Raw genomic sequence first — 18,057 nt, forward strand, 5'->3', positions numbered from 1 at the left:
ACAGGAGATGCCTGATGAAACATGGATTCGGTCGTACCACCTTGATTCTGTGGCTATTAACAGCCGGGGTCGTTTCTGTGGCTAGCGCCGCAAACTGGGACACCGACGGCCTCAACGGTGGGATTCGCGCCACGGGCACGCTGGTTGCGTCTCCGTGTGTACTGCTGCCGGAATCGGCGGAGCAAGAGATCGATTTGGGCAGTACCGTCGCCTGGGGTCTGGAGCGGCCTGGTTCGGTTACGACGCCGGTAGCGATATATATCAAATTAGATCGCTGCCCCGGCGAGTATCAGTTTATGCGAGACCATCAGTTGATGCGGGGGTCGCTGATGCTTAACGGGCAATCCGCCGTAAGAATGACGATTTACGGGGAAACAGAACCTACGGATAGTCGGTTCTTCAGGGTTCATGGAGGCGTGAAAGGGGTGGCGCTGCGATTGAGCGACCCGCGGGGCGAGCTTCTGCGTCCTGGTATGTCAAGCCGGCCGCAGATCCTGACTCCCGGGCGCAACGATCTGGTGTTTCAGGCGCAGCTGTGGCGTCTTCCTGCGCCGCTGTTGGCCAATGAATGGCGCAGCGTAGTGAATGTCGGCCTGGAGTACGAATAATGAAAAGACACATAGCGCGAGCGCTAAGCCTGATGGTTTTTCCCATGCTGCTGCTGGTCAGTGTACCGGCCACGCATGCTGATACGGATGTTTACTTCACCGGTAATCTGGTGGCTGACCCGTGTGAACTGCACGTGGATTCAGAAGATCAGATCGTTGATTTTCGCAACATACCGTCGAAAACGTTTATCAAATATCACCTGAGTGAACGCGAGCGTTTCTCGATCATGCTCATCAACTGCGACCTGTCTTTGGGAAGCACGGTAAAGGTCACGTTCATGGGCACAGAAGATGTCGATCAGCCAGGACTTTTCGCGGTTACCGGGACGGCTGGCGGGATCGCCATCGCCATTGAAGATGCCGATGGTACTCCGGTGTTGCCTAACACCACAATGCGGCCGACCGCGTTGACAACGGGTGACACCAATTTAAATTTCCAGGCTTTTGTTTCCGCGCCGGTCCATAGCCGGGTGCGCGAAGGGGATTTCGAATGCGTGACAACATTTTTGCTTGAGTACGACTAGAGGTAGCTCGTTATGAAGAAAACGCTCGTTTTTGCCACGGTTGCAGTGTTATCGGCGAGTTCTTTGTTACCCGCTGAGGCGGCATTAACGGTTAGCCGTTCACGGGTGATCGTTAATGAAGGAGACAAAAGCGTCAGTATGAGCGTGACGAATCGGAATACTCAGGAACCCTATCTGGCGCAGACCTGGATAGAAGATGAAACAGAGGCTAAAGTCACGAGCCCATTGATGGTATTGCCGCCGGTGCAGCGCATTGAAGCCGGTTCCAAAAGCGCGGTGCGGGTTCAGGTTCTACCGGATATCGGCAAGCTGCCGAAAGACAGGGAGAGCGTGTTCTGGTTCAACCTGCGTGAAATTCCGCCGCGCAGCGATAAGCCAAACGTGTTAACGCTGGCGCTGCAGACCCGGCTGAAAATTTTCTGGCGTCCGGCCTCCATAAAGGTTGATGCGAAATACGATTCCTTTCCCGGCATTCAGAACGTGACGCTGGCTAAAAATGGCAATCGCTACACGCTGAATAACCCGACGCCGTACCATCTGACGTTTGTTGAAGGTCGTAGCAGCGTGAAGGGAAAGGGCAAGGAAGGATTTGAACCGATAATGGTGGCGCCAAAGGCCCAGACGGCGCTGAACGTGGGCGCAGCTGACCTGGGCGCAACGCCAGTTCTGGTTTTTGTGAATGATTACGGTAGCTTACGTTTGCTGCCATTCCAGTGTACCGGTTCCGCCTGTAAGGCGCAGCCGGTTATCACGCCTGAAAGCTGACGGGAGGCAGAAAGTGAAAACATGGAAATTAGGGCGCCTTGCCGTTCTTTGCTGCCTGATAGCCGCATCACCATACGGCCTGGCATCAGACGGTGGAACAACCACGTTGACTATCACCGGCAATATTGTCGAACCTGAATGTGAAATCAATGACAATCAACAGATTGTGGTCAATTTTGGTGAAGTACTGACCACCCGAATTGATGGTGCGAACTACGAAACGCCGATTGTCTATACGCTGAAATGCACAAACCTGCTTCGTAATACGTTAAAAATTAATCTCAAAGGTAACGGCGCGTCATTTAACGGCCAGCTGTTTACCACCGATGTAACGGGCCTTGGGATAAAAGTGTACGACGCGAGTAAAACGACTATCGCTCCCAATAGCGGAGTGCTGAGTTTTACCTATGCCGAAAATAAACCTCCGGCTCTGTATGCGGTTCCGGTCATGCAGACCAACGCCTCGCTACCAGACGGGGCATTTAACGGTTCAGCGACTATGGTGTTTAGCTATCAATGAGGATTATCTAATGCGTCAGCTAACAACAGCCGCGCTTTTACTCAACATCCTTTTCGTTGGCGTTAGTCCGGCGATGGCCGCCAATGAAGCCGACGTCATCTTTAAAGGGATGCTGGTCAATCCGCCGCCGTGCTCGATAGACAACGATAAAACCATTCACGTGCCGTTTGGCGATCGTCTGTCGATCAAAAAGGTCAGTGATGGCGTTTATCGTCAGGATGTGCCGTACAACCTGGTATGCGACAGCACTGCCGGTAGAGACTGGAAACTGATGCTTAGCGTTCGGGGAACCCTGGCGACATTTGATACTACTGACCGCGCGACGGTTGCCACATCGATGGGCAATATCGGCAATCTTGGGGTGAAGATCTTTCGTGACGGTCAGCCTTTTCAGTTTGATTCGCCGATAGAAATCAGCCTTTCGGCGATACCCAAAATCGAAGCATTGCTGGTGCAAAGGCCGAATATTGAGTTGGCTGAAGGGCCGTTCGAGGCGACGGTGACCTTGAAGGCGGAATATTTGTAACGGAGTCCCGTGGTCGGAATACTATTTAACGCGGTAGGGTGCTTATGGAAAAGAGAAACTTAAAAAGATTGATACTGACGGCGGGGATCGTACTGGGCAATGCTCTGCTATGGTCTGAAACTGCTTCGGCGGCGGATTGTAATGCCTTTGGTAATCAGGGGGGAGGATGCCCGACGGTACAGTCTCTCACGGCAAACGGGGGTTCCGTCGCGGTCAACTGGGCTACAGATTTAAATGCGCAGACTTTCGCCTCGATAGAAGCTACCAGGGCCGCAACCTGGGGGCTATATATGATTTATGGTTGGACAACGTCAATGAACGGTCACTGGTTTGGCGGGGGAACCAGGCAACCAATTATGACCGTAAGCAATACCGATCCTGTGCGTAAATCTGATGGCAGCACTACAACAGATTATTGTACTGATAATCCGTTTTATTGTACGCATCAGATGATGGCCGCGCGCTTCTATCAGAAATATGGTTTCTCCGGTACCGCCAGCGTCGCGTTGCCCTCATCGTACCCTGCTCACGCACCGCCGTGCCTGATTTTTGGAGCAATAAACCCGGGGACCGGTGATTTCTACACCGTTTATGCTCCTGGATTAGCGGAACCTTGTCAGCCAGGATTCCCTGGGACCGTTGATCCTGAACCCGATCCGGAGTGGTGTGGCATGAGCACCAGCGCGCTGTCCTTTCCATTTGACGATATGGCGCCGGCGGCCGTATCAGGGCAATCGCTGACAAGAAGCGCAACGATGGCCTGTAGCGATGCAGGGGTGACTTACAGCTTATATCTGAGTAACGTTTCTACCATCGGCAGGGACACCATTGATTTGGGACGTGGCGTTACCGCGAAGGTTACGGTTAATGGTCTGGCGCTACAAACAAACAGAGTTTCATCCGGTAAAACGAATAACTTAAATGTTACGGTAACCCTGAATGGTACGCCGACCAGTACCGGTCCAATTAGCGGAACCGGGATACTGGCTGTAAATTATTTATAATTAAAATCGCCCTGAATGTGTTTCAGGGCGGTATTGAATGGCATATTCTTCACCATCGCAACCTTCATAAATATTCATTGTCACGCTGGCGATGAAGAAATAGCGATGAATATTAATTCTGGAGTTATGAAAATAATGATTAAATCAGGCGTTGTCGCAGTTATCATTGCGGGATTTTTTTTAACCGGCTGTGTTCCTAAAAAAGCACCATCGCTGGTGACTTCCTCAGGGGAAGCGGTTGCGCCGCCGACAAATCCGGAAGGAGAAGTCGATATGGTACAGTGTGAAAAAGAGTTAAACGCATTGGGAACTGTTAATCAACTCAGATATGCCGAATTAAAGGCCCGGTTTGAGCGTGTCATGCACGGAGCTTCCGGATATACCACCGTGCGTAACTCAGTAAATCCAGAAACGCGTCATGCCATTGATGCTTTATATAAGTTCCAGGCGGTAAAACTATGTTCAGAGATCCGTGGAGAAATGCTAAATAGTCTGGCAGTCAAACCAACAGGGGATAAACTCGAATGAGTCATCGAGCAGGGAATGCAATCGTCTTCATTCTCGGTGTCACGATGATTCCATGCGTTCAGGCCGATGTTTTAAACTATGCCAGGGATTGGACCCAGCGCGAAGAAGTCAATAAAAGCAGCGTGCAATCGCAGGAAGAGAGACGTCCTGCGCCGCGGGAAAAATCAAAGACGCCGCCAAAAGCGTCTGCTAAAGAAAAGATTAACGCCAGGCCGTCCGTCGCGGTGAAAGCCACAACGGCGCCGGCAAAAATAAAAGAGAGAGATGAAAAATCTGCGAAAACTCCTGATATTCCGCCTTCTGGCGTTATCAAATATCCGGAGGTGAGGAGGGAGCAAAAAATAATAAACAAGAACGAAACAGACGTTTATCTACCTGATTCTCGTATCTTAGGCCGCTGGCTGAAATCGGTTATTCAACATATTTCCGCCTCGCCTTCAGAGCGAATGATACAAGAGCTATATCTGAAACAGAAAGACGAAATAAAAATCATGCGCGATAAGTTAGCCCAGCGTGAGGGTGAAAATGTTATTTTAAAAAATAAAGACAAAGAACGTCATTTAATTATGACAAAACTCGGCAAGCTGGAGGCGGAGAATGGGCAGTGGAAGCGTTTGACGCAGGAAATGCAAAAAAATCTGAAGCTGGCAAAGTATCCACCACTCCCTACAAGTGAACAAGATTTAGCGGATTTTGCCGCCGGTATGGCGATGGGTGTTGATATTGTTGAACTGCTTGAACAGCGAAATGAACAAGGTGTTCAGATTGATCGTAAATTATTTCTGGCGGGGATAACGGAAACGCTACGCGGAGAACGCCGCCTGTCTCAGGAGGCGTTTGAACAACATCTTGCCAGGGCTAATCAGCGCGTCAGCGATGCTATAAAGAAAACCATGAAAAACAAGGAGGTACGCGACCAGGAATGGTTGCATAACTTTATTAAACAGGAAAATACATTAGCTGCCGGTAACGAAGCCTGGTTCCGGGTCATCCATACCGGTAACGAGGTATTACCCGACAATGAGTCGGCAACCGAATTAACGCTTTCGTTTATACGTCGTCTGACTGACGGAACCTTGATTGCAGACTCCGATCTTTCTGGTCTGGTACTGCAAGAAAAAATTAGCGAGCTGCCGACCTGGCTGCGGGTGGTTGCAAAAAAAATACGCTTGAATGGTGAAGCCGAATTAGCGGTGAAAGTAAATGAATACGGCGACCCGGCAGAACGGGGAAACTATGTCGAGCATTGGAAAGTTCGAGTGGTTAAACAACGTACAATGTAAATGTAAAGGTTAAATATTTACTTTTCTTTTAATATATAATTCGTGTACTCGAGAGTCTTTGTACTAATTCAATTGTATAATTAACTTAAGCTCATATATGTAAACAGGACGAGCTGAATCAAACCGGAAGGAGGTTCATTATGGTACCTACTGCTAAACCACTACACTTGCCAGTGCATATAGCAACTGAGAATAATTATTTTTCCATGGGGCTTATATTCCTGTTGAAAGAGTTGTTTGAAGAGGAGTATCAGGGCGGAGTGATTATCTCTAAGACTAGCGAGCCTATGGCCGCGGATCTGATCGTGAAATTCCACACGCCGGGTGAAAAAGTGTTTGATTGGGTGGGGTGTCATGAGTTCCGTACACACAATGAATATAAGTTCAAAATGTTAGGTAAAAAATGGTTAAGCGTATATCCGCGTAGCGAGCATTACGATCGGAATATTAACTGTCCGGTCATCAATGCCGTTATTACCATGAGAAACTCCGTGGCCACTATTCGTAGAAAATTGTTTTCTTTATTTTTCGCTGACTCGATGAGCGGCCCTCCGGATCTGCGTAAGCCAAACTGCTCTAAATGCCCTGGGCCTTACCAACTGGTATGGCGAGAACAGTTGATGCTAGGGTATTTAAGTCAAGGCTTGGGGCATCATGAAATTTCGCAAAAAATGGGTTGTTCTATAAAAGCATTGAGCAGCTATCGCCGTTCTATTATGCGTAAACTCAATATAAAAAGGTATAGCGACTTCGTACTGTGGTTAGGCTCTCAGGCTGTTTCAAAAAAATACGCTGAAATTATCCAGCATCATGTTCCGGAATATGCTGACGATCGGCTTATCTGGAAAACAAAACTTTCTCCTGAAGGCGGTGATGAATCAGATGATAAGTACCGTACGTTACAAAGCATGAAACGCCTGACGACCAGTCGTTTACATTTAAAACAATCCGAAAGTGAAATCTGGCTGACGACACGAGAGATCGCCAACGAAATGGATATTAGTATTTACAGCATGCGCTATTTATTATGCCAGATGGAAAACTCCGGAGCCGTAATAAGCATTAAAACCGGGAGCGGGAGAAGTAATACGCTACGCTGGAAATTAGCAAGTTAAGCACAGGACAACTATACAATACGCTGTCTCGCTTGAATAAGAATATCGTTAACTCATTTTTTCATAAATGATTAAATATACTAATGCTATTATTGCGCCTTATCAGAAAAAACGGCGCGCAGTGGTGTTGAGGTTATAAAGAAGAACGTCTCATTCAGGAGGCGGGTGCTCAGGCTCTATCTCTTATCAATTTAACGCTTTATTTATCATCAGAAATACGCCAGCCGGCGGGGAGGTCCCTGGCCGGTAACCAACGCCATGCCCCCTCACGAGCGGATCCGCATGGCAAAAAAATCGGTCAGTGAGTCAGCGCGCTAAGCCGCGGCTGGCAGGTCCCGCAACCCGGAACGGTGGGCTGGGGATAGAGGGCAAAAATATAACGACACAATACCATGTGCCAGAACATCAGCATGCCGAGCGCGGAAATGGCCCGCGGTATAAATCCGCCGATCGATGACGGCGTAACGTTTAGCAGAAAATGGTGCCGTAAACGCCCGGCTGAATAACAGAGTCAATGGTGCACTCCGGGGCATCTTCGACTTCGGAGTTGAAGAGACATAAAAACACCCGGAACAGGCGGTTTGATGAAGGTCCACGCGTCTCTCGCGCAGCGGCGTCAGCTTTTTGCTCCCGCAGCGGACAGAGACAAACAGCGCCACGCCGATAAAAAAAACATACTGTAACGCCCACAAGAGCCAGCCGATCTCCTGGGAGCGAGACCGAACCTGTTCTTTTTTTGCCTGGATGTGCGGAACCCGAGAAGCGTCGGCGCTCGCAATGCCCGACTGCCCAAGAAACGGTAGTTTACTTTTGCCCATATTTTCCCCTCGCGCGGCGGCTAAGAAATATTTACAACATCATTGACTTGCTTGTGATACATAAACAGTGTTGATGATTCGTAGTGTAAAAATCTCGGCGGGGGGATCGCTATTGTGGTTAACCACATACCCGTCTAATAGTTGATTTAAATCAATATAGTGAAAGGGATGGTTGAGTGGGAGCGAAAACGATGGGGCGTTTGGCGCTGCTGATCTCTACATTACTGCTGATCTGTCCGGCACGGGCGGACTCATGGTATATCGGTCTGCTGTCGATTCGCGGCGATGCCATTGCTCGCAGCAGCTGGCAGCCGCTGGAATCATTTCTGAATCAGCAGATGCCGGATCAGCAGTTCCATATTCGTCCGCTGGATCTCCATGAGATGCAGGAAGCGGTCAAGAACGGTAGCGTGCAGTTTGTCGTGACCCACCCCGGGCAGTTTGTTCAACTAAATACTCATTTCCCCTTACGTTGGCTGGCCTCATTGCGCGCTTCTCATGGCGTGAAGAACATAATAGGAAGCGTCATCCTGGCCCGTCGCGACGGTGAAATTAAGACGCCTATGGATTTGATCGGGAAAACGGTTGGCGCCATCGATCCCCTGGCTTTTGGCGGCTACCTGTTGGGATACAAAGCGCTGAGCGATGCCGGATTGCGGCCAGACAGCGATCTCCATCTGCGCTTCACCGGATTTCCAGCCGATGCGCTTATTTATCTGCTGCGCGAAAATGCCGTGCAGGCAGCCATTGTTCCGGCGTGTCTGCTGGAAATGATGGATGAAGAGGGGCTGATTGATAAAGTTGATTTTGTCGCGCTGATAACACGCCCGGAATCCGCACCTTGCGTAACCAGTACCCGGCTTTACAGAGACTGGTCTTTTGCCGCGCTGCCCACCGTAAGCGACGAGGTGGCCGATCGCGTGACCCGCGTGTTGCTTAATGCGCCTGATAATGCGGTTTTTCGTTGGGGCGCGCCTGCCTCAACCAGCCAGGCCGAAGCGCTCATGCGCGAACTGAAACAGCATCCTCAGCAGCGACTGTTATGGATGGATGTCAGGAACTGGTTTGTTCAGAATCGCCTGCTGGTGGCGGGAGCCGGGCTGATATTGATACTACTGATACTCAATTATATCTGGGTGATGCTGCTGGTGCGACGGCGCGGCAGGCAGCTTGAACGCAGCGCCATCCGGCTGCGCGAGCAGGAGCAGGCCCTTGAAACGGCCCGTCAAATAAGCGTACTCGGCGAAATGACTTCGGGTTTCGCACATGAGTTAAATCAGCCGCTGTCGGCTATCCGGCACTATGCTCAGGGCTGTTCGATCCGCTTGCAGAAGCAGGATCCGCAGCACCCTTTACTGTCGGCGCTGGAGAACATTGATCTTCAGGCGCAGCGCGGGGCGGAGACGCTGCGTAATCTGCGGCTTTGGGTGAGCCAGGCGCAAGGAGAATCCGTTACGGCCGAAAAGTGGGAGAGCGTTCGCATTGTTCAGGCGATTGATAATGTCTGGCAGTGGCTGCACGTGCCGCGACAGTTTCCCGGACTTCGGATGATAAGCAACATAGACCACGCCCTGACCATCGTCTTACCGCCTGTTCTGCTTGAGCAGGTGCTGGCGAATCTGATCCTCAATGCGGCGCAGGCCGGAGCGAAGATGCTGTGGATTGATGCCGTTCGCGATGCCGGAAGCGTGAGGATCGTCCTGCAGGATAACGCCGGCGGTATCGATGACGCGCAGCTAGCGCAGGCATTCCAGCCGTTTAAGAGCAGCCGGCAAGAGGGAATGGGGCTGGGGCTGGTTATCTGTCAGCGGCTGGTGCGTTATGGCCGGGGAGAGATCGGCATAAGGAATCAAACGGCGCCCGATGGACGGCCCGGCGCGGTAGTGGTACTGGCATTCACGCATCAAGAAGAGCGGAGCGACAATGGCGATAATTCATCTCTTAGATGACGATCCGGCAGTGACCCGGGCATGCGCTTTTTTACTGGAGAGCCTGGGCTATGAGGCGGTGTGCTGGGAAGAGGGGGAACGGTTCCTTGCGCAGGCCGATCTGTATCAGGTCGGTGTTGTGCTGCTGGACATGCGGATGCCGGTGCTGGACGGCCAGGCGGTTCACGAGGCGCTGCGTCAGCGCGGTAGTACCCTGGCGGTGGTGTTTCTGACCGGGCATGGCGACGTGCCGATGGCGGTAGAGGAGATGAAACGCGGTGCGGTGGATTTTCTGCAAAAGCCGGTTTCGCTAAAACCGCTGCAGGCGGCGCTGGAACATGGGCTCACGGTCTCCGGCGAGCGCTTTGCACAGAAAAAAGTCGTCGATTGCTATCAGCAACTTACCCCCAAAGAGAGAGAACTTGCGCTGCTGGTGATGAAAGGGCTCATGAATCGGGAGATTGCGCAGGCGATGAGTATTGCCGTACGCACGGTGGAGGTTCATCGGGCGAGGGTGATGGAGAAAATGCAGGCGGGGAGCCTGGCGGAGTTAGTCAGCAAATTACAGCGGGTTACCCGGTGATGGGTTCTCAACATGGCGGTATGGCCGCCGGCACCTACACCGCAGCGGCGTCTATCACAACACAATAAATGGTAGGGAAGAGGGAGGAATATGTAATTGCAAACGATATTCATTTTCATTATTGTTTGCATTCCGTAAAATACTGTAAAGAAAAATTACATGTCTATCGCATCCCTGAAGAAAGCCGTGCGCGGCGCGCTGGTCATTTCGTTTTCTCTGCATGCGCTTTCTGCGTCGGCAAAAGATTTCAGCGAGCGGGAATTCCGCTCTCAGCCTCTTGGCCATGGCGTTTATGAACTGGCCTATGATCGCGGTCAGAAGGCGCTGTATGCCGCCTCCGCGCCCTCATTTGATAAAGATAAAACGGCGGGCGTCGTGTTTCGACTTGCGGCCGACTCTCTGCGGATTGATGAGAAAATCGCCACCGAACGCCGCGCCTTTGCGCTCTCTCTGGATGAAGAAAACCATATCCTGTATTTGGGCAATGCGCTGGATGGTTCGCTGACGCTGCTGGATACGCAGACCAATAGGGTGATTAAAACGCTTCAGCTCAGCGATGATTCAGATCCGGAGAAACAGGCCCACGTCCGCGAAGTGGTGCTGGATAAGCTAAACCAGCGTCTGTATGTGTCAGGGATCGGGCGCAAGGGCCAGGGCCTGCTTTGGGTGGTCGATACCCGCAAGCAGCAGCTAATTGATACGTTGAAGAACATCGACCCGGTGGGGTTTGCCGTTGCTACCGCGGGTGAGAAGGTTTATGCGGTGACCGGCAACGGGGAGTTGGTTACCCTCGATGGCAAAACGTCGAAACTGCTTTCCCGGGTGAAGGTCGACCCGGCTGAATCGGAGCATTATTTCCTCAATATCGCCCTGAACAGCGCCGCCGGAGTCGGATATATCGCCGATACCAATACCCGCGATGTGCTGGTGGTGCGGCTGGACTCCGGCAAGCTGGTCGATCGTATCGCTTCGCCAAACTCCATCGCCGTGCTCTATCACGCCGGGCGCGATGAAATCTATGTGACCCATCGTAACGATCGCTCGATAAGCGTCATCGACGCGAAAACCAACCATATCAAACACACCATCAAAACGGCGGCCATGCCCAACAGCCTGGTGCTTTCAGCGGATGGCGGAACGCTCTATGCCAGCGTCAAACAGGACGAAAAAAGCGACCAGGCTGACTACGTTCTCAAGATTGATCTAACTAAATTCTAAGGATTTTTTTGTGACGATAAAAACACGCCTGGACGTGGCGATGGCGCTCGCCTTGAATCTACCCGCGGCAGCCTTCGCCGCAGATGGCGCTTCGGTAAACGAAGAGCAGATGGTCGTCACCGCCAGCGGGTTCAGCCAGGAGCGACGCGAGGCGCCGGCGACGATCTCGGTGCTCGATGAGAAGGCGCTGAATACCCGCTCAAACCAGAACATATCCGAAGCGTTGCGCGAGATGCCGGGCGTGCTGGTGGGCAACGGTCACGGCAGCCTGGCGACCGGCGATGTTCAGATGCGCGGCATGGATTCGACCTATACCTCGTATATGGTGAACGGCATCAAGCAATCTACCCGCGAATCTCGTCCCTACGGGCATCATATTGGGACGGAAGCGGCGTTTATGCCGCCGCTGGCCGCTATTGAACGGATTGAGGTCATTCGCGGGCCGATGTCCTCGTTGTACGGCTCTGACGCTATTGGCGGCGTGGTCAACGTCATCACCAAAAAGGCGTATAACCTCGACGCATGGACGGGGGTGCTGGAGGATAATTACTTCCTGCAGGAGAAAAGCGAATACGGCAACACCAACCAGACTAACGCGTTCTTTATGGGGCCGGTAGTGCCGGGTAAACTCGGGGTCAGCGTGGGCGCGGATTATCTTGATCGTCGCGATGATGACAGCCCCACGAAAGAACGTTTTGTTAAACATCAGTCCGGAAATCTGGATGCCACGATTTCTCTGTCGCCAACCGATACCCAGCTCTGGGATCTGAACGCCACCAAAGGCAATCAGGAGAAAACCCATAACGACAAAGAGTGGTACTGGGGTTTTGACCGCGATGCGGCCTCGCTGTCACAGCATGCGTGGTACGGTGATGACCTGCTGGAGGTGAAGAACTTTATCAGCTACGAAAAGGCCCGCACGGAATATCGCGTGCCCGGCATGGACCCGCAGTTTATTAAGCAGAATAATTTTGAGGCCAATAGCGCGAACACCTTTACGCTGGCCGATCACAAGCTGACGTTAGGCGTCAACTTTACGCGCAACGAACTGAATGACACCTTCGGTATCGCGGACAAACAGGCGCCCGGCGTCACCCCGGTCAGTAAAATTACCCGCCACGGCTGGGCGGTATTCGCGGAAGACGCGTGGATGATCGTCCCGGACTTTACCCTGACGACCTCGGCGCGCCTCGATCATGATAGCTATTTCGGTTATCACGTTACGCCTAAGCTGTACGGTAACTGGGCCATTGACGAAACCTGGGCGCTGAAAGGGGGCGTGTCCGCCGGCTATAAAAAACCGGATTTACGCCAGAATAATGCCGGTTTTACCAGCGTCTACGGGGCTTATCCTTATTCTGAAATCGGTATTGGCAACGACGATCTCAAGCCGGAACAAAGCATCAATACCGAGCTGGGCGTGTACTGGCAGCGGGATGCCCTGGCGCTCGACGCCACCCTTTTTTACACCAAATTTAAAGATAAAATCAGCGACCATACCATCTGTACCTCATCGGCTACCCAGAAGTGCCAATACAACGGCTATACCGCCGATAGCGTGTCGCAATATATTAACGTCGGTGATGCGCAGATCTACGGTGTGGAGCTGAACGGCGACTGGCAGGTGACCGCAGCGCTGAAGGCGAACGCCAACTATACCTACACCCACAGCGAACAGAAAAGCGGCGAGTATAAAGGCTATGCGCTAAACGATTTCCCCAGCAGTATGGCCAACGTTTCGCTGACGTGGAACACCACTTCCGATCTGGAACTATGGACCAGGGCCAGCTGGCGCAGCAGATCGCCGGATATCGGCAAGTCCAGCGCAACGGACGCCTACGCGCTGGTGGATTTAGGCGCGCGTTACCACCTGACTAAGCGCGTCACCCTGATGAGCGGGATCTACAATCTGTTTGATGTAAATCCGGTTTACACCACCGCCTACCGGCAGACGGCGATGCTGGAAGGGCGGCGCTATAATTTCGGCGGGCGCATTGAGTTCTGACAATGAAGCAGGGGCCGAATGGCCTCTGCGAAAGGATCCCACAAAGATCTGTCAGGGCCTGAAGTCCAGAACGACATGACTGAATGTTTGATAGGTTTTTTCGTCTGGCGCAGGCGGGATTGTGGCTTGTTTCAGCGCGGACATCACCTCCGCGCATAGCGCCGGATCGCCGTTCTCGACCGTTGGATTCTCCACCGTCCCGTCACGCTGTAGCGTTAAGCGCACCGAGCATGTTTGCCCTTGCCTGGACGCCGGCTGGTCTATCTTAGCGAAGATAGCCTTCTGGATCTGGGTCAGATAGCGTGAGGCATTGGCCTGCGGTGAAGTATCTGAACCCGTTTGATAATCGCGAAGTATCTTATCCACTTCTGCCGATATTTTAGCGTCTTCGGTGCTGTCCGGCGCAGAAGCACTACCCGAGCAGGCGGAAAGGAGTAAAGCGAGGGGGCAAATGAGCAGCGGGCTGATTTTCACGAACATGGTAATGCCTCCTTGCTGGCGATGAGCTATTCCGGATGCGAGGCGGTTATCCTCTGTTATTCCGCGATTTTATTCAAACGCTAATCGCTGATTTTTCCTGCGGCGGATTGAACGCGCGGCAGCGGCATTAAGTGACGCTGTCACGTGTTTTTTGCCTTCGCCGCGGCCGATTTACGCCATCCAGTCGCGAATCAGGTTCCCGTACAGCTGTTCAGCCTCCTCCAGCCGGCTGAGCAGGCAGTACTCGTCGGTTTGATGAGCCATAGACGGCTCGCCGGGGCCGAGAATGATACAGGGCGGATTGCCCAACGCCGGCAGCAGCAGCGAGGCGTCGGTAAAGTAGGGCACCACCCGCGGCTCAAGCGGCCGATCGTGCAGCGGCTGGCAGCGCTGATAAACCTGTTTTATCCACGCGTGATCCTGTTCGCTGAGTACTGCGGGCAGATCGACCAGCGTCGACACCGTGACGCTCTCGCCAAGCAGCGTGGTCAACCGCTGGCGGATGGTGGCGTGCTGTAAATCAGGCGCGCTGCGGATATCGACATCGAAACGCGTGCGGTCCGGCACGGAATTAATATTTAGCCCGCCTTCAATACGTCCGACGTTTACCGTGGGCTGCTTCATCAGCGGATGCGGCGCGCCCGGCGAAAAATGTTGGATTTTAGCCAGCGCATCCGCCGCCAGATAGATAGCATTAATCCCCAGCTCCGGCATCGCGCCGTGGGCGGTTTTTCCCCGCGTTTCGCAGCGTAGCCAGAGCGCGCCTTTATGGCCGATAACCGGATAATTGGCGGTGGGCTCGCCGACGATCAGCGCGCCCACTTCCGGCAACGGCGCGGAGGCGATCAACGCCCGCGCGCCGTCGCAGCCCGTTTCTTCCCCGCCGGTAATCAGCAATACCGCGCCGCGCCCGGCGAGGATCGTTTCCCGCTGCTGAACGCAGGCGACGGCAAACGCCGCTATCGCCGCTTTCATATCGCTGGACCCGCGTCCATAAAGGCGCCCGTCTTCCATCTGCGAGCCGAAAGGGTCGTACCGCCACCGGGCATTTCCCAGCGGCACGGTATCCAGATGCCCGGTAAAGGCCAGCGGTTTACCAGGCGTTGCCCCGGGGAGCCTGGCGATCAGATTGCTGCGACCCTCGCCGAATGACGACAGCGAAACTGCAAAACCGTTAGCGTTAAGCCAGTCGGCAAAGTACCGCATGCAGTCCGCTTCGCTGCCCGGCGGGTTGATGGTGTTAAAGCCCAGCAGCTGCCGGGCGAGTTCAAGGGTGTTGGTCATCAGCGATGTTCCGTCAGCCAGTCAAGGCAGTTAATCCACAGCTGGCGATAGCCGGGCCATTTGGCAAACTCTTCCGGCAGCCAGTGTGCCGACATATCGCTGGTCCACACCAGCGAGCGACCCTGTTGATATTCGCGAACGGCCAGCAGCGGATGACCGGTACCGGCGACCGTCGCCAGCAGTTTGCCCTCCGGATGCATTTCGACTTCGTTATAACCCAGCAGCCACGGCCATTCGCCCGGAATATCGTTAAACAGGGCGTGGGATTCCGTCACCTCGGCATAGCAACCTTCCGGCGTTTCAATGCGATCGTCCCATGCCAGGCAGCGGACCGGCAGCACTTTCTCCACCGCGGTATTACGATAACGCGCGCCGCCGTTGATTCCCTGGAAGCTGTAATAGCCGCCGATCATCATCAGCGACCCGCCGCCGGCCACGTAGTCATGCAAAAGCGTCAGACGGTTGGCGGTTCGGCGGCTTTTCAGCCAGGTGTCCGGATGCAGCAGCAGCGTATTGGCGCCGATATCCGACAGAATAATCGCATCCCACTGCTGCAGCGCTTCTAGCGTCAGCGGAAAGTCTGTCGCCGCCGCGTGGGCGGGCATGTAGGTAATGGCGTAGGCACTGTCCGCGAGCGCCGCCAGAAAATCCGTCGCGCCGGTGTGCCAGGTGGCGGTGGCGAACTGATCGAAGCCTTTAACGTGTGTTGACGTGCTGGTCCAGGATTCACCGACCAGTAAGATTTTTTTCTGCATTATGACTTTCCTTTTATCCGCCGAAGACCCGTTGGGGATTTCCAATCATCAAGGTTTCAAGCTGTTCGCCGCTGACGCCGTGGCGCCGCAGGCGGGGAACAAAATGCTTGAGTATGTAGCCGTAACCGTGGCCGCCGTAGCGGGTGAGCATGGTTTTCAGGAAGACGTCCTGCGATAGCAAAATTTGCTGGATATAGCCGTCGTCAATTAGCTCGCGAATTGCGCGGGCGTTCTCCTCGTCGGAGGGCGACTGCGCCGACTCGTCGGCGTAGTAATAGCTCATGCCGATCATGTCGTATTCGAGAAACGCCCCGCGCTGCGCCAGCTCCCGCTGGTAGCGCTTATCGGCAAAGCTGGGATTCATATGGCACAGCACCGTATGGCGCAGATCGGCGCCTTCCTGCTCGAGAATGTCCAGTACGCGGTGACCCAGCCGTTCCCAGCCGGGCAGGTGGACCTCGATCGGCACGCCGGTCGCGGCGCTGGCCCGGCCCGCAGCGCGCAGGGATTTCTCCTCATCCGGGGTAAAGCGGCTTGAGATACCGATTTCGCCGATGAGCCCGGCGAGCACCTCCGGTTTCTCTTCCCCGCCGCCAAGATCGTAGATTAGCCGCTCGGTCAGCCGTTCAACGCTGCTGGTTCTAACCCACTCGGGGTGCGAGGGTTCCAGATAGAGGCCGGTGCCCATAATAATGTTCAGGCCGGTCAGACGGGCGATACGCGCCAGCGCTTTGGGATCGCGGCCAATGCCGATATTGGTCGGATCGACTACCGTTTCCCCGCCAAGGGCGCGATATTTCGTCAGCTCTTCAATCGCGACGTCGACGTCAAACAGCTGACAGTTATCGCGGCTCATCAGCGGGTTCAGCGACAGTTCGCCGAGGTTTTCCATTTTCACCGGCATTTCGGCAAGATGGCGATCGCTACAGCAGCAGGGCGGCACCCATTTGCCGGAGGCATCCAGCAGAATATGCTCATGCATCAGCGTCACGCCCATTTCACTTATCGGCAGCGGGCCGAGCACCGTCATCACGTAACCGCTGCTGACGCCGACCGGCAGCGGGTCGGGATGGCGAAAAATTGATCCTTTCATCTGCTATCCTTTTGCCGCGGAGCGCGCGGGGTTGAGAATGCGGGTGTTCAGCCAGATAGCCAGCAGGATAATAGTGCCGGTGGCGATCTGGGTGTAGAACGGCGAAATATGCGACAGGATCAGCCCGTTCTGAATCACCGCAATCGACAGCGCGCCCAGCAGCGTGCCGATAATGGTGCCGAAGCCGCCAAACAGGCTGGTACTGCCGAGCACCACGGCGGCGATGACCTGCAGTTCAAAACCTTCGCCCTGGTTGGAGGAGCCGCTGCCGAGGCGCGCGGTGATAATCATCCCCGCCAGCGCGGCGGCCATGCCGCTGATGATATAGACCTTCATGGTCACCGCTTTGGTGTTAATCCCGCTGCGTCGCGCGCCTTCGGCGTTGGCGCCGATAGCCGTCACGTAGCGGCCAAAACGCATATGGTTGAGAACGATGTGCCCGATAAGCAGAATCATAATGCCGATCAACGCAGGCATAGGGATTCCCACAACCCACGCGCGGCCAATAAAGGTAAACAGGCTGTCAGCCGGAACCGGGATCGAGTAGCCCTGGGTGACCAGCAGCGCGATGCCGCGAACCACAGCCAGGGTGGCGAGGGTGACGATAAACGCCGGTATGCCCTCATAGGCGATAAAGAAGCCGTTGATGGCGCCAACGATGCCGCCGAGCAACAGGCCGCCGAGCAAAACCACCGGCCACGGCAGTCCCCAGTTGTTCAGGGCGATAGCGGAAAGCGCGCCGACCAGCGCGAGGGTGGAACCCACCGACAGGTCGATGCCGCCGGTGGTAATGACCAGGGTCATTGCCGTCGCGACGATCAGCAGCGGGGCGCTTTGACGGATAATGTTGAGCCAGTTGGTGCCGGTGAGAAAGTTGCTGGTGATCAGCGAGAACACCACGCAGCAGAAGACGAAAAAGAGCGCGATGCTGACCACGCCGGAGTGGTTATGCAGCAGGCGGCGCGGCAGCGAATGCTGGATCATGCGGGAGCTGCTTAAGTTCATGATACTCATCCTGTT

At 54.1% G+C, this 18,057-nt stretch carries 19 protein-coding genes; 13 read left to right on the forward strand and 6 right to left on the reverse strand.

Going from position 1 to position 18,057, the window contains the following annotated elements; genetic code table 11:
* The first annotated feature begins 14 nt into the window (after positions 1–14).
* From ACE3MN_RS12970 to ACE3MN_RS13010, 9 genes are all read left to right on the forward strand, one after another.
* Positions 15–608, forward strand: a complete 594-nt coding sequence (locus ACE3MN_RS12970) for a fimbrial protein (protein ID WP_049086054.1) — start codon at positions 15–17, stop codon at positions 606–608.
* Entirely contained in the window at positions 608–1,132 is a 525-nt protein-coding gene (locus tag ACE3MN_RS12975) for a fimbrial protein (RefSeq protein WP_049089771.1), read from the forward strand. The genes ACE3MN_RS12970 and ACE3MN_RS12975 overlap by 1 nt, the downstream gene beginning before the upstream one ends.
* A gap of 12 nt (positions 1,133–1,144) precedes the next feature.
* Positions 1,145–1,897, forward strand: a complete 753-nt coding sequence (locus tag ACE3MN_RS12980; protein ID WP_004136419.1) for a fimbria/pilus periplasmic chaperone — start codon at positions 1,145–1,147, stop codon at positions 1,895–1,897.
* A gap of 13 nt (positions 1,898–1,910) precedes the next feature.
* Entirely contained in the window at positions 1,911–2,417 is a 507-nt protein-coding gene (locus ACE3MN_RS12985; RefSeq protein WP_148677672.1) for a fimbrial protein, read from the forward strand.
* Between the two features lie 10 nt (positions 2,418–2,427).
* Positions 2,428–2,943, forward strand: coding sequence for a fimbrial protein (locus ACE3MN_RS12990; protein WP_004136423.1), 516 nt, complete (start codon positions 2,428–2,430; stop codon positions 2,941–2,943).
* Positions 2,944–2,987: 44 nt separating this feature from the next.
* Complete coding sequence (locus tag ACE3MN_RS12995) at positions 2,988–3,947, forward strand: hypothetical protein (protein WP_148676100.1); 960 nt, start codon at positions 2,988–2,990, stop codon at positions 3,945–3,947.
* A 105-nt stretch (positions 3,948–4,052) separates the two neighbouring features.
* On the forward strand, positions 4,053–4,475 hold the full coding sequence (locus ACE3MN_RS13000; protein ID WP_228732656.1) for a hypothetical protein: 423 nt from the start codon (positions 4,053–4,055) through the stop codon (positions 4,473–4,475).
* Positions 4,472–5,758: an FKBP-type peptidyl-prolyl cis-trans isomerase N-terminal domain-containing protein gene (locus tag ACE3MN_RS13005; protein WP_049130302.1), complete on the forward strand. Its 1,287-nt coding sequence runs from the start codon at positions 4,472–4,474 to the stop codon at positions 5,756–5,758. Before ACE3MN_RS13000 ends, ACE3MN_RS13005 begins: the two co-directional genes overlap by 4 nt.
* 140 nt (positions 5,759–5,898) lie before the next feature.
* Positions 5,899–6,873 carry a helix-turn-helix transcriptional regulator gene (locus tag ACE3MN_RS13010; RefSeq protein WP_004136428.1) on the forward strand — a complete coding sequence of 325 codons (975 nt, stop codon included), beginning with the start codon at positions 5,899–5,901 and terminating at the stop codon, positions 6,871–6,873.
* A gap of 314 nt (positions 6,874–7,187) precedes the next feature.
* Here ACE3MN_RS13010 and ACE3MN_RS13015 read toward each other — a convergent pair whose 3' ends face one another.
* A complete protein-coding gene (locus ACE3MN_RS13015) occupies positions 7,188–7,691 on the reverse strand; it encodes a hypothetical protein (RefSeq protein ID WP_133116572.1) in 504 nt (167 codons plus the stop codon).
* A 176-nt stretch (positions 7,692–7,867) separates the two neighbouring features.
* Here ACE3MN_RS13015 and ttrS point away from each other — a divergent pair, with 176 nt between their 5' ends.
* From ttrS to ACE3MN_RS13035, 4 genes are all read left to right on the forward strand, one after another.
* Positions 7,868–9,640, forward strand: coding sequence for a tetrathionate respiration histidine kinase TtrS (gene ttrS / locus ACE3MN_RS13020; RefSeq protein ID WP_004136430.1), 1,773 nt, complete (start codon positions 7,868–7,870; stop codon positions 9,638–9,640).
* Entirely contained in the window at positions 9,615–10,202 is a 588-nt protein-coding gene (gene ttrR, locus ACE3MN_RS13025; protein ID WP_024358141.1) for a tetrathionate respiration response regulator TtrR, read from the forward strand. Before ttrS ends, ttrR begins: the two co-directional genes overlap by 26 nt.
* Before the next feature lie 159 nt (positions 10,203–10,361).
* Positions 10,362–11,420 (forward strand): YncE family protein, encoded by a 1,059-nt coding sequence (locus tag ACE3MN_RS13030; protein WP_154911018.1) that lies wholly within the window; start codon positions 10,362–10,364, stop codon positions 11,418–11,420.
* Between the two features lie 40 nt (positions 11,421–11,460).
* Positions 11,461–13,425 (forward strand): TonB-dependent receptor domain-containing protein, encoded by a 1,965-nt coding sequence (locus ACE3MN_RS13035; protein ID WP_049089816.1) that lies wholly within the window; start codon positions 11,461–11,463, stop codon positions 13,423–13,425.
* A 51-nt stretch (positions 13,426–13,476) separates the two neighbouring features.
* Here ACE3MN_RS13035 and tolA read toward each other — a convergent pair whose 3' ends face one another.
* The 5 genes from tolA to ACE3MN_RS13060 all read right to left on the reverse strand — a co-directional run bounded on the left by tolA (position 13,477) and on the right by ACE3MN_RS13060 (position 18,042).
* Positions 13,477–13,905, reverse strand: coding sequence for a cell envelope integrity protein TolA (gene tolA / locus ACE3MN_RS13040; RefSeq protein WP_024358143.1), 429 nt, complete (start codon positions 13,903–13,905; stop codon positions 13,477–13,479).
* A gap of 171 nt (positions 13,906–14,076) precedes the next feature.
* Complete coding sequence (locus tag ACE3MN_RS13045) at positions 14,077–15,189, reverse strand: M20 family metallopeptidase (protein WP_049099541.1); 1,113 nt, start codon at positions 15,187–15,189, stop codon at positions 14,077–14,079.
* Complete coding sequence (locus ACE3MN_RS13050; RefSeq protein WP_024358145.1) at positions 15,189–15,944, reverse strand: glutamine amidotransferase; 756 nt, start codon at positions 15,942–15,944, stop codon at positions 15,189–15,191. The genes ACE3MN_RS13045 and ACE3MN_RS13050 overlap by 1 nt, the downstream gene beginning before the upstream one ends.
* Before the next feature lie 13 nt (positions 15,945–15,957).
* Entirely contained in the window at positions 15,958–17,037 is a 1,080-nt protein-coding gene (locus ACE3MN_RS13055; protein WP_064342710.1) for a phosphotriesterase, read from the reverse strand.
* 3 nt (positions 17,038–17,040) lie between these two features.
* Positions 17,041–18,042, reverse strand: a complete 1,002-nt coding sequence (locus ACE3MN_RS13060; RefSeq protein ID WP_004136967.1) for an ABC transporter permease — start codon at positions 18,040–18,042, stop codon at positions 17,041–17,043.
* Positions 18,043–18,057 lie beyond the last annotated feature (15 nt).

This window comes from Klebsiella grimontii, assembly GCF_042137965.1.
GTDB lineage: Bacteria > Pseudomonadota > Gammaproteobacteria > Enterobacterales > Enterobacteriaceae > Klebsiella > Klebsiella grimontii.

Excerpts from the sequence above, each read along its gene's own strand:
- ACE3MN_RS12970 (WP_049086054.1), top strand. The coding sequence starts at position 15 with ATGAAACATGGATTCGGTCGTACCACCTTGATTCTGTGGCTATTAACA.
- ACE3MN_RS12975 (WP_049089771.1), top strand. The coding sequence starts at position 608 with ATGAAAAGACACATAGCGCGAGCGCTAAGCCTGATGGTTTTTCCCATG.
- ACE3MN_RS12980 (WP_004136419.1), top strand. The coding sequence starts at position 1,145 with ATGAAGAAAACGCTCGTTTTTGCCACGGTTGCAGTGTTATCGGCGAGT.
- ACE3MN_RS12990 (WP_004136423.1), top strand. The coding sequence starts at position 2,428 with ATGCGTCAGCTAACAACAGCCGCGCTTTTACTCAACATCCTTTTCGTT.
- ACE3MN_RS12995 (WP_148676100.1), top strand. The coding sequence starts at position 2,988 with ATGGAAAAGAGAAACTTAAAAAGATTGATACTGACGGCGGGGATCGTA.
- ACE3MN_RS13000 (WP_228732656.1), top strand. The coding sequence starts at position 4,053 with ATGAATATTAATTCTGGAGTTATGAAAATAATGATTAAATCAGGCGTT.
- ACE3MN_RS13005 (WP_049130302.1), top strand. The coding sequence starts at position 4,472 with ATGAGTCATCGAGCAGGGAATGCAATCGTCTTCATTCTCGGTGTCACG.
- ACE3MN_RS13010 (WP_004136428.1), top strand. The coding sequence starts at position 5,899 with ATGGTACCTACTGCTAAACCACTACACTTGCCAGTGCATATAGCAACT.
- ACE3MN_RS13015 (WP_133116572.1), bottom strand. The coding sequence starts at position 7,691 with ATGGGCAAAAGTAAACTACCGTTTCTTGGGCAGTCGGGCATTGCGAGC.
- ttrR (WP_024358141.1), top strand. The coding sequence starts at position 9,615 with ATGGCGATAATTCATCTCTTAGATGACGATCCGGCAGTGACCCGGGCA.
- ACE3MN_RS13030 (WP_154911018.1), top strand. The coding sequence starts at position 10,362 with ATGTCTATCGCATCCCTGAAGAAAGCCGTGCGCGGCGCGCTGGTCATT.
- ACE3MN_RS13035 (WP_049089816.1), top strand. The coding sequence starts at position 11,461 with ATGGCGCTCGCCTTGAATCTACCCGCGGCAGCCTTCGCCGCAGATGGC.
- tolA (WP_024358143.1), bottom strand. The coding sequence starts at position 13,905 with ATGTTCGTGAAAATCAGCCCGCTGCTCATTTGCCCCCTCGCTTTACTC.
- ACE3MN_RS13045 (WP_049099541.1), bottom strand. The coding sequence starts at position 15,189 with ATGACCAACACCCTTGAACTCGCCCGGCAGCTGCTGGGCTTTAACACC.
- ACE3MN_RS13050 (WP_024358145.1), bottom strand. The coding sequence starts at position 15,944 with ATGCAGAAAAAAATCTTACTGGTCGGTGAATCCTGGACCAGCACGTCA.
- ACE3MN_RS13055 (WP_064342710.1), bottom strand. The coding sequence starts at position 17,037 with ATGAAAGGATCAATTTTTCGCCATCCCGACCCGCTGCCGGTCGGCGTC.
- ACE3MN_RS13060 (WP_004136967.1), bottom strand. The coding sequence starts at position 18,042 with ATGAACTTAAGCAGCTCCCGCATGATCCAGCATTCGCTGCCGCGCCGC.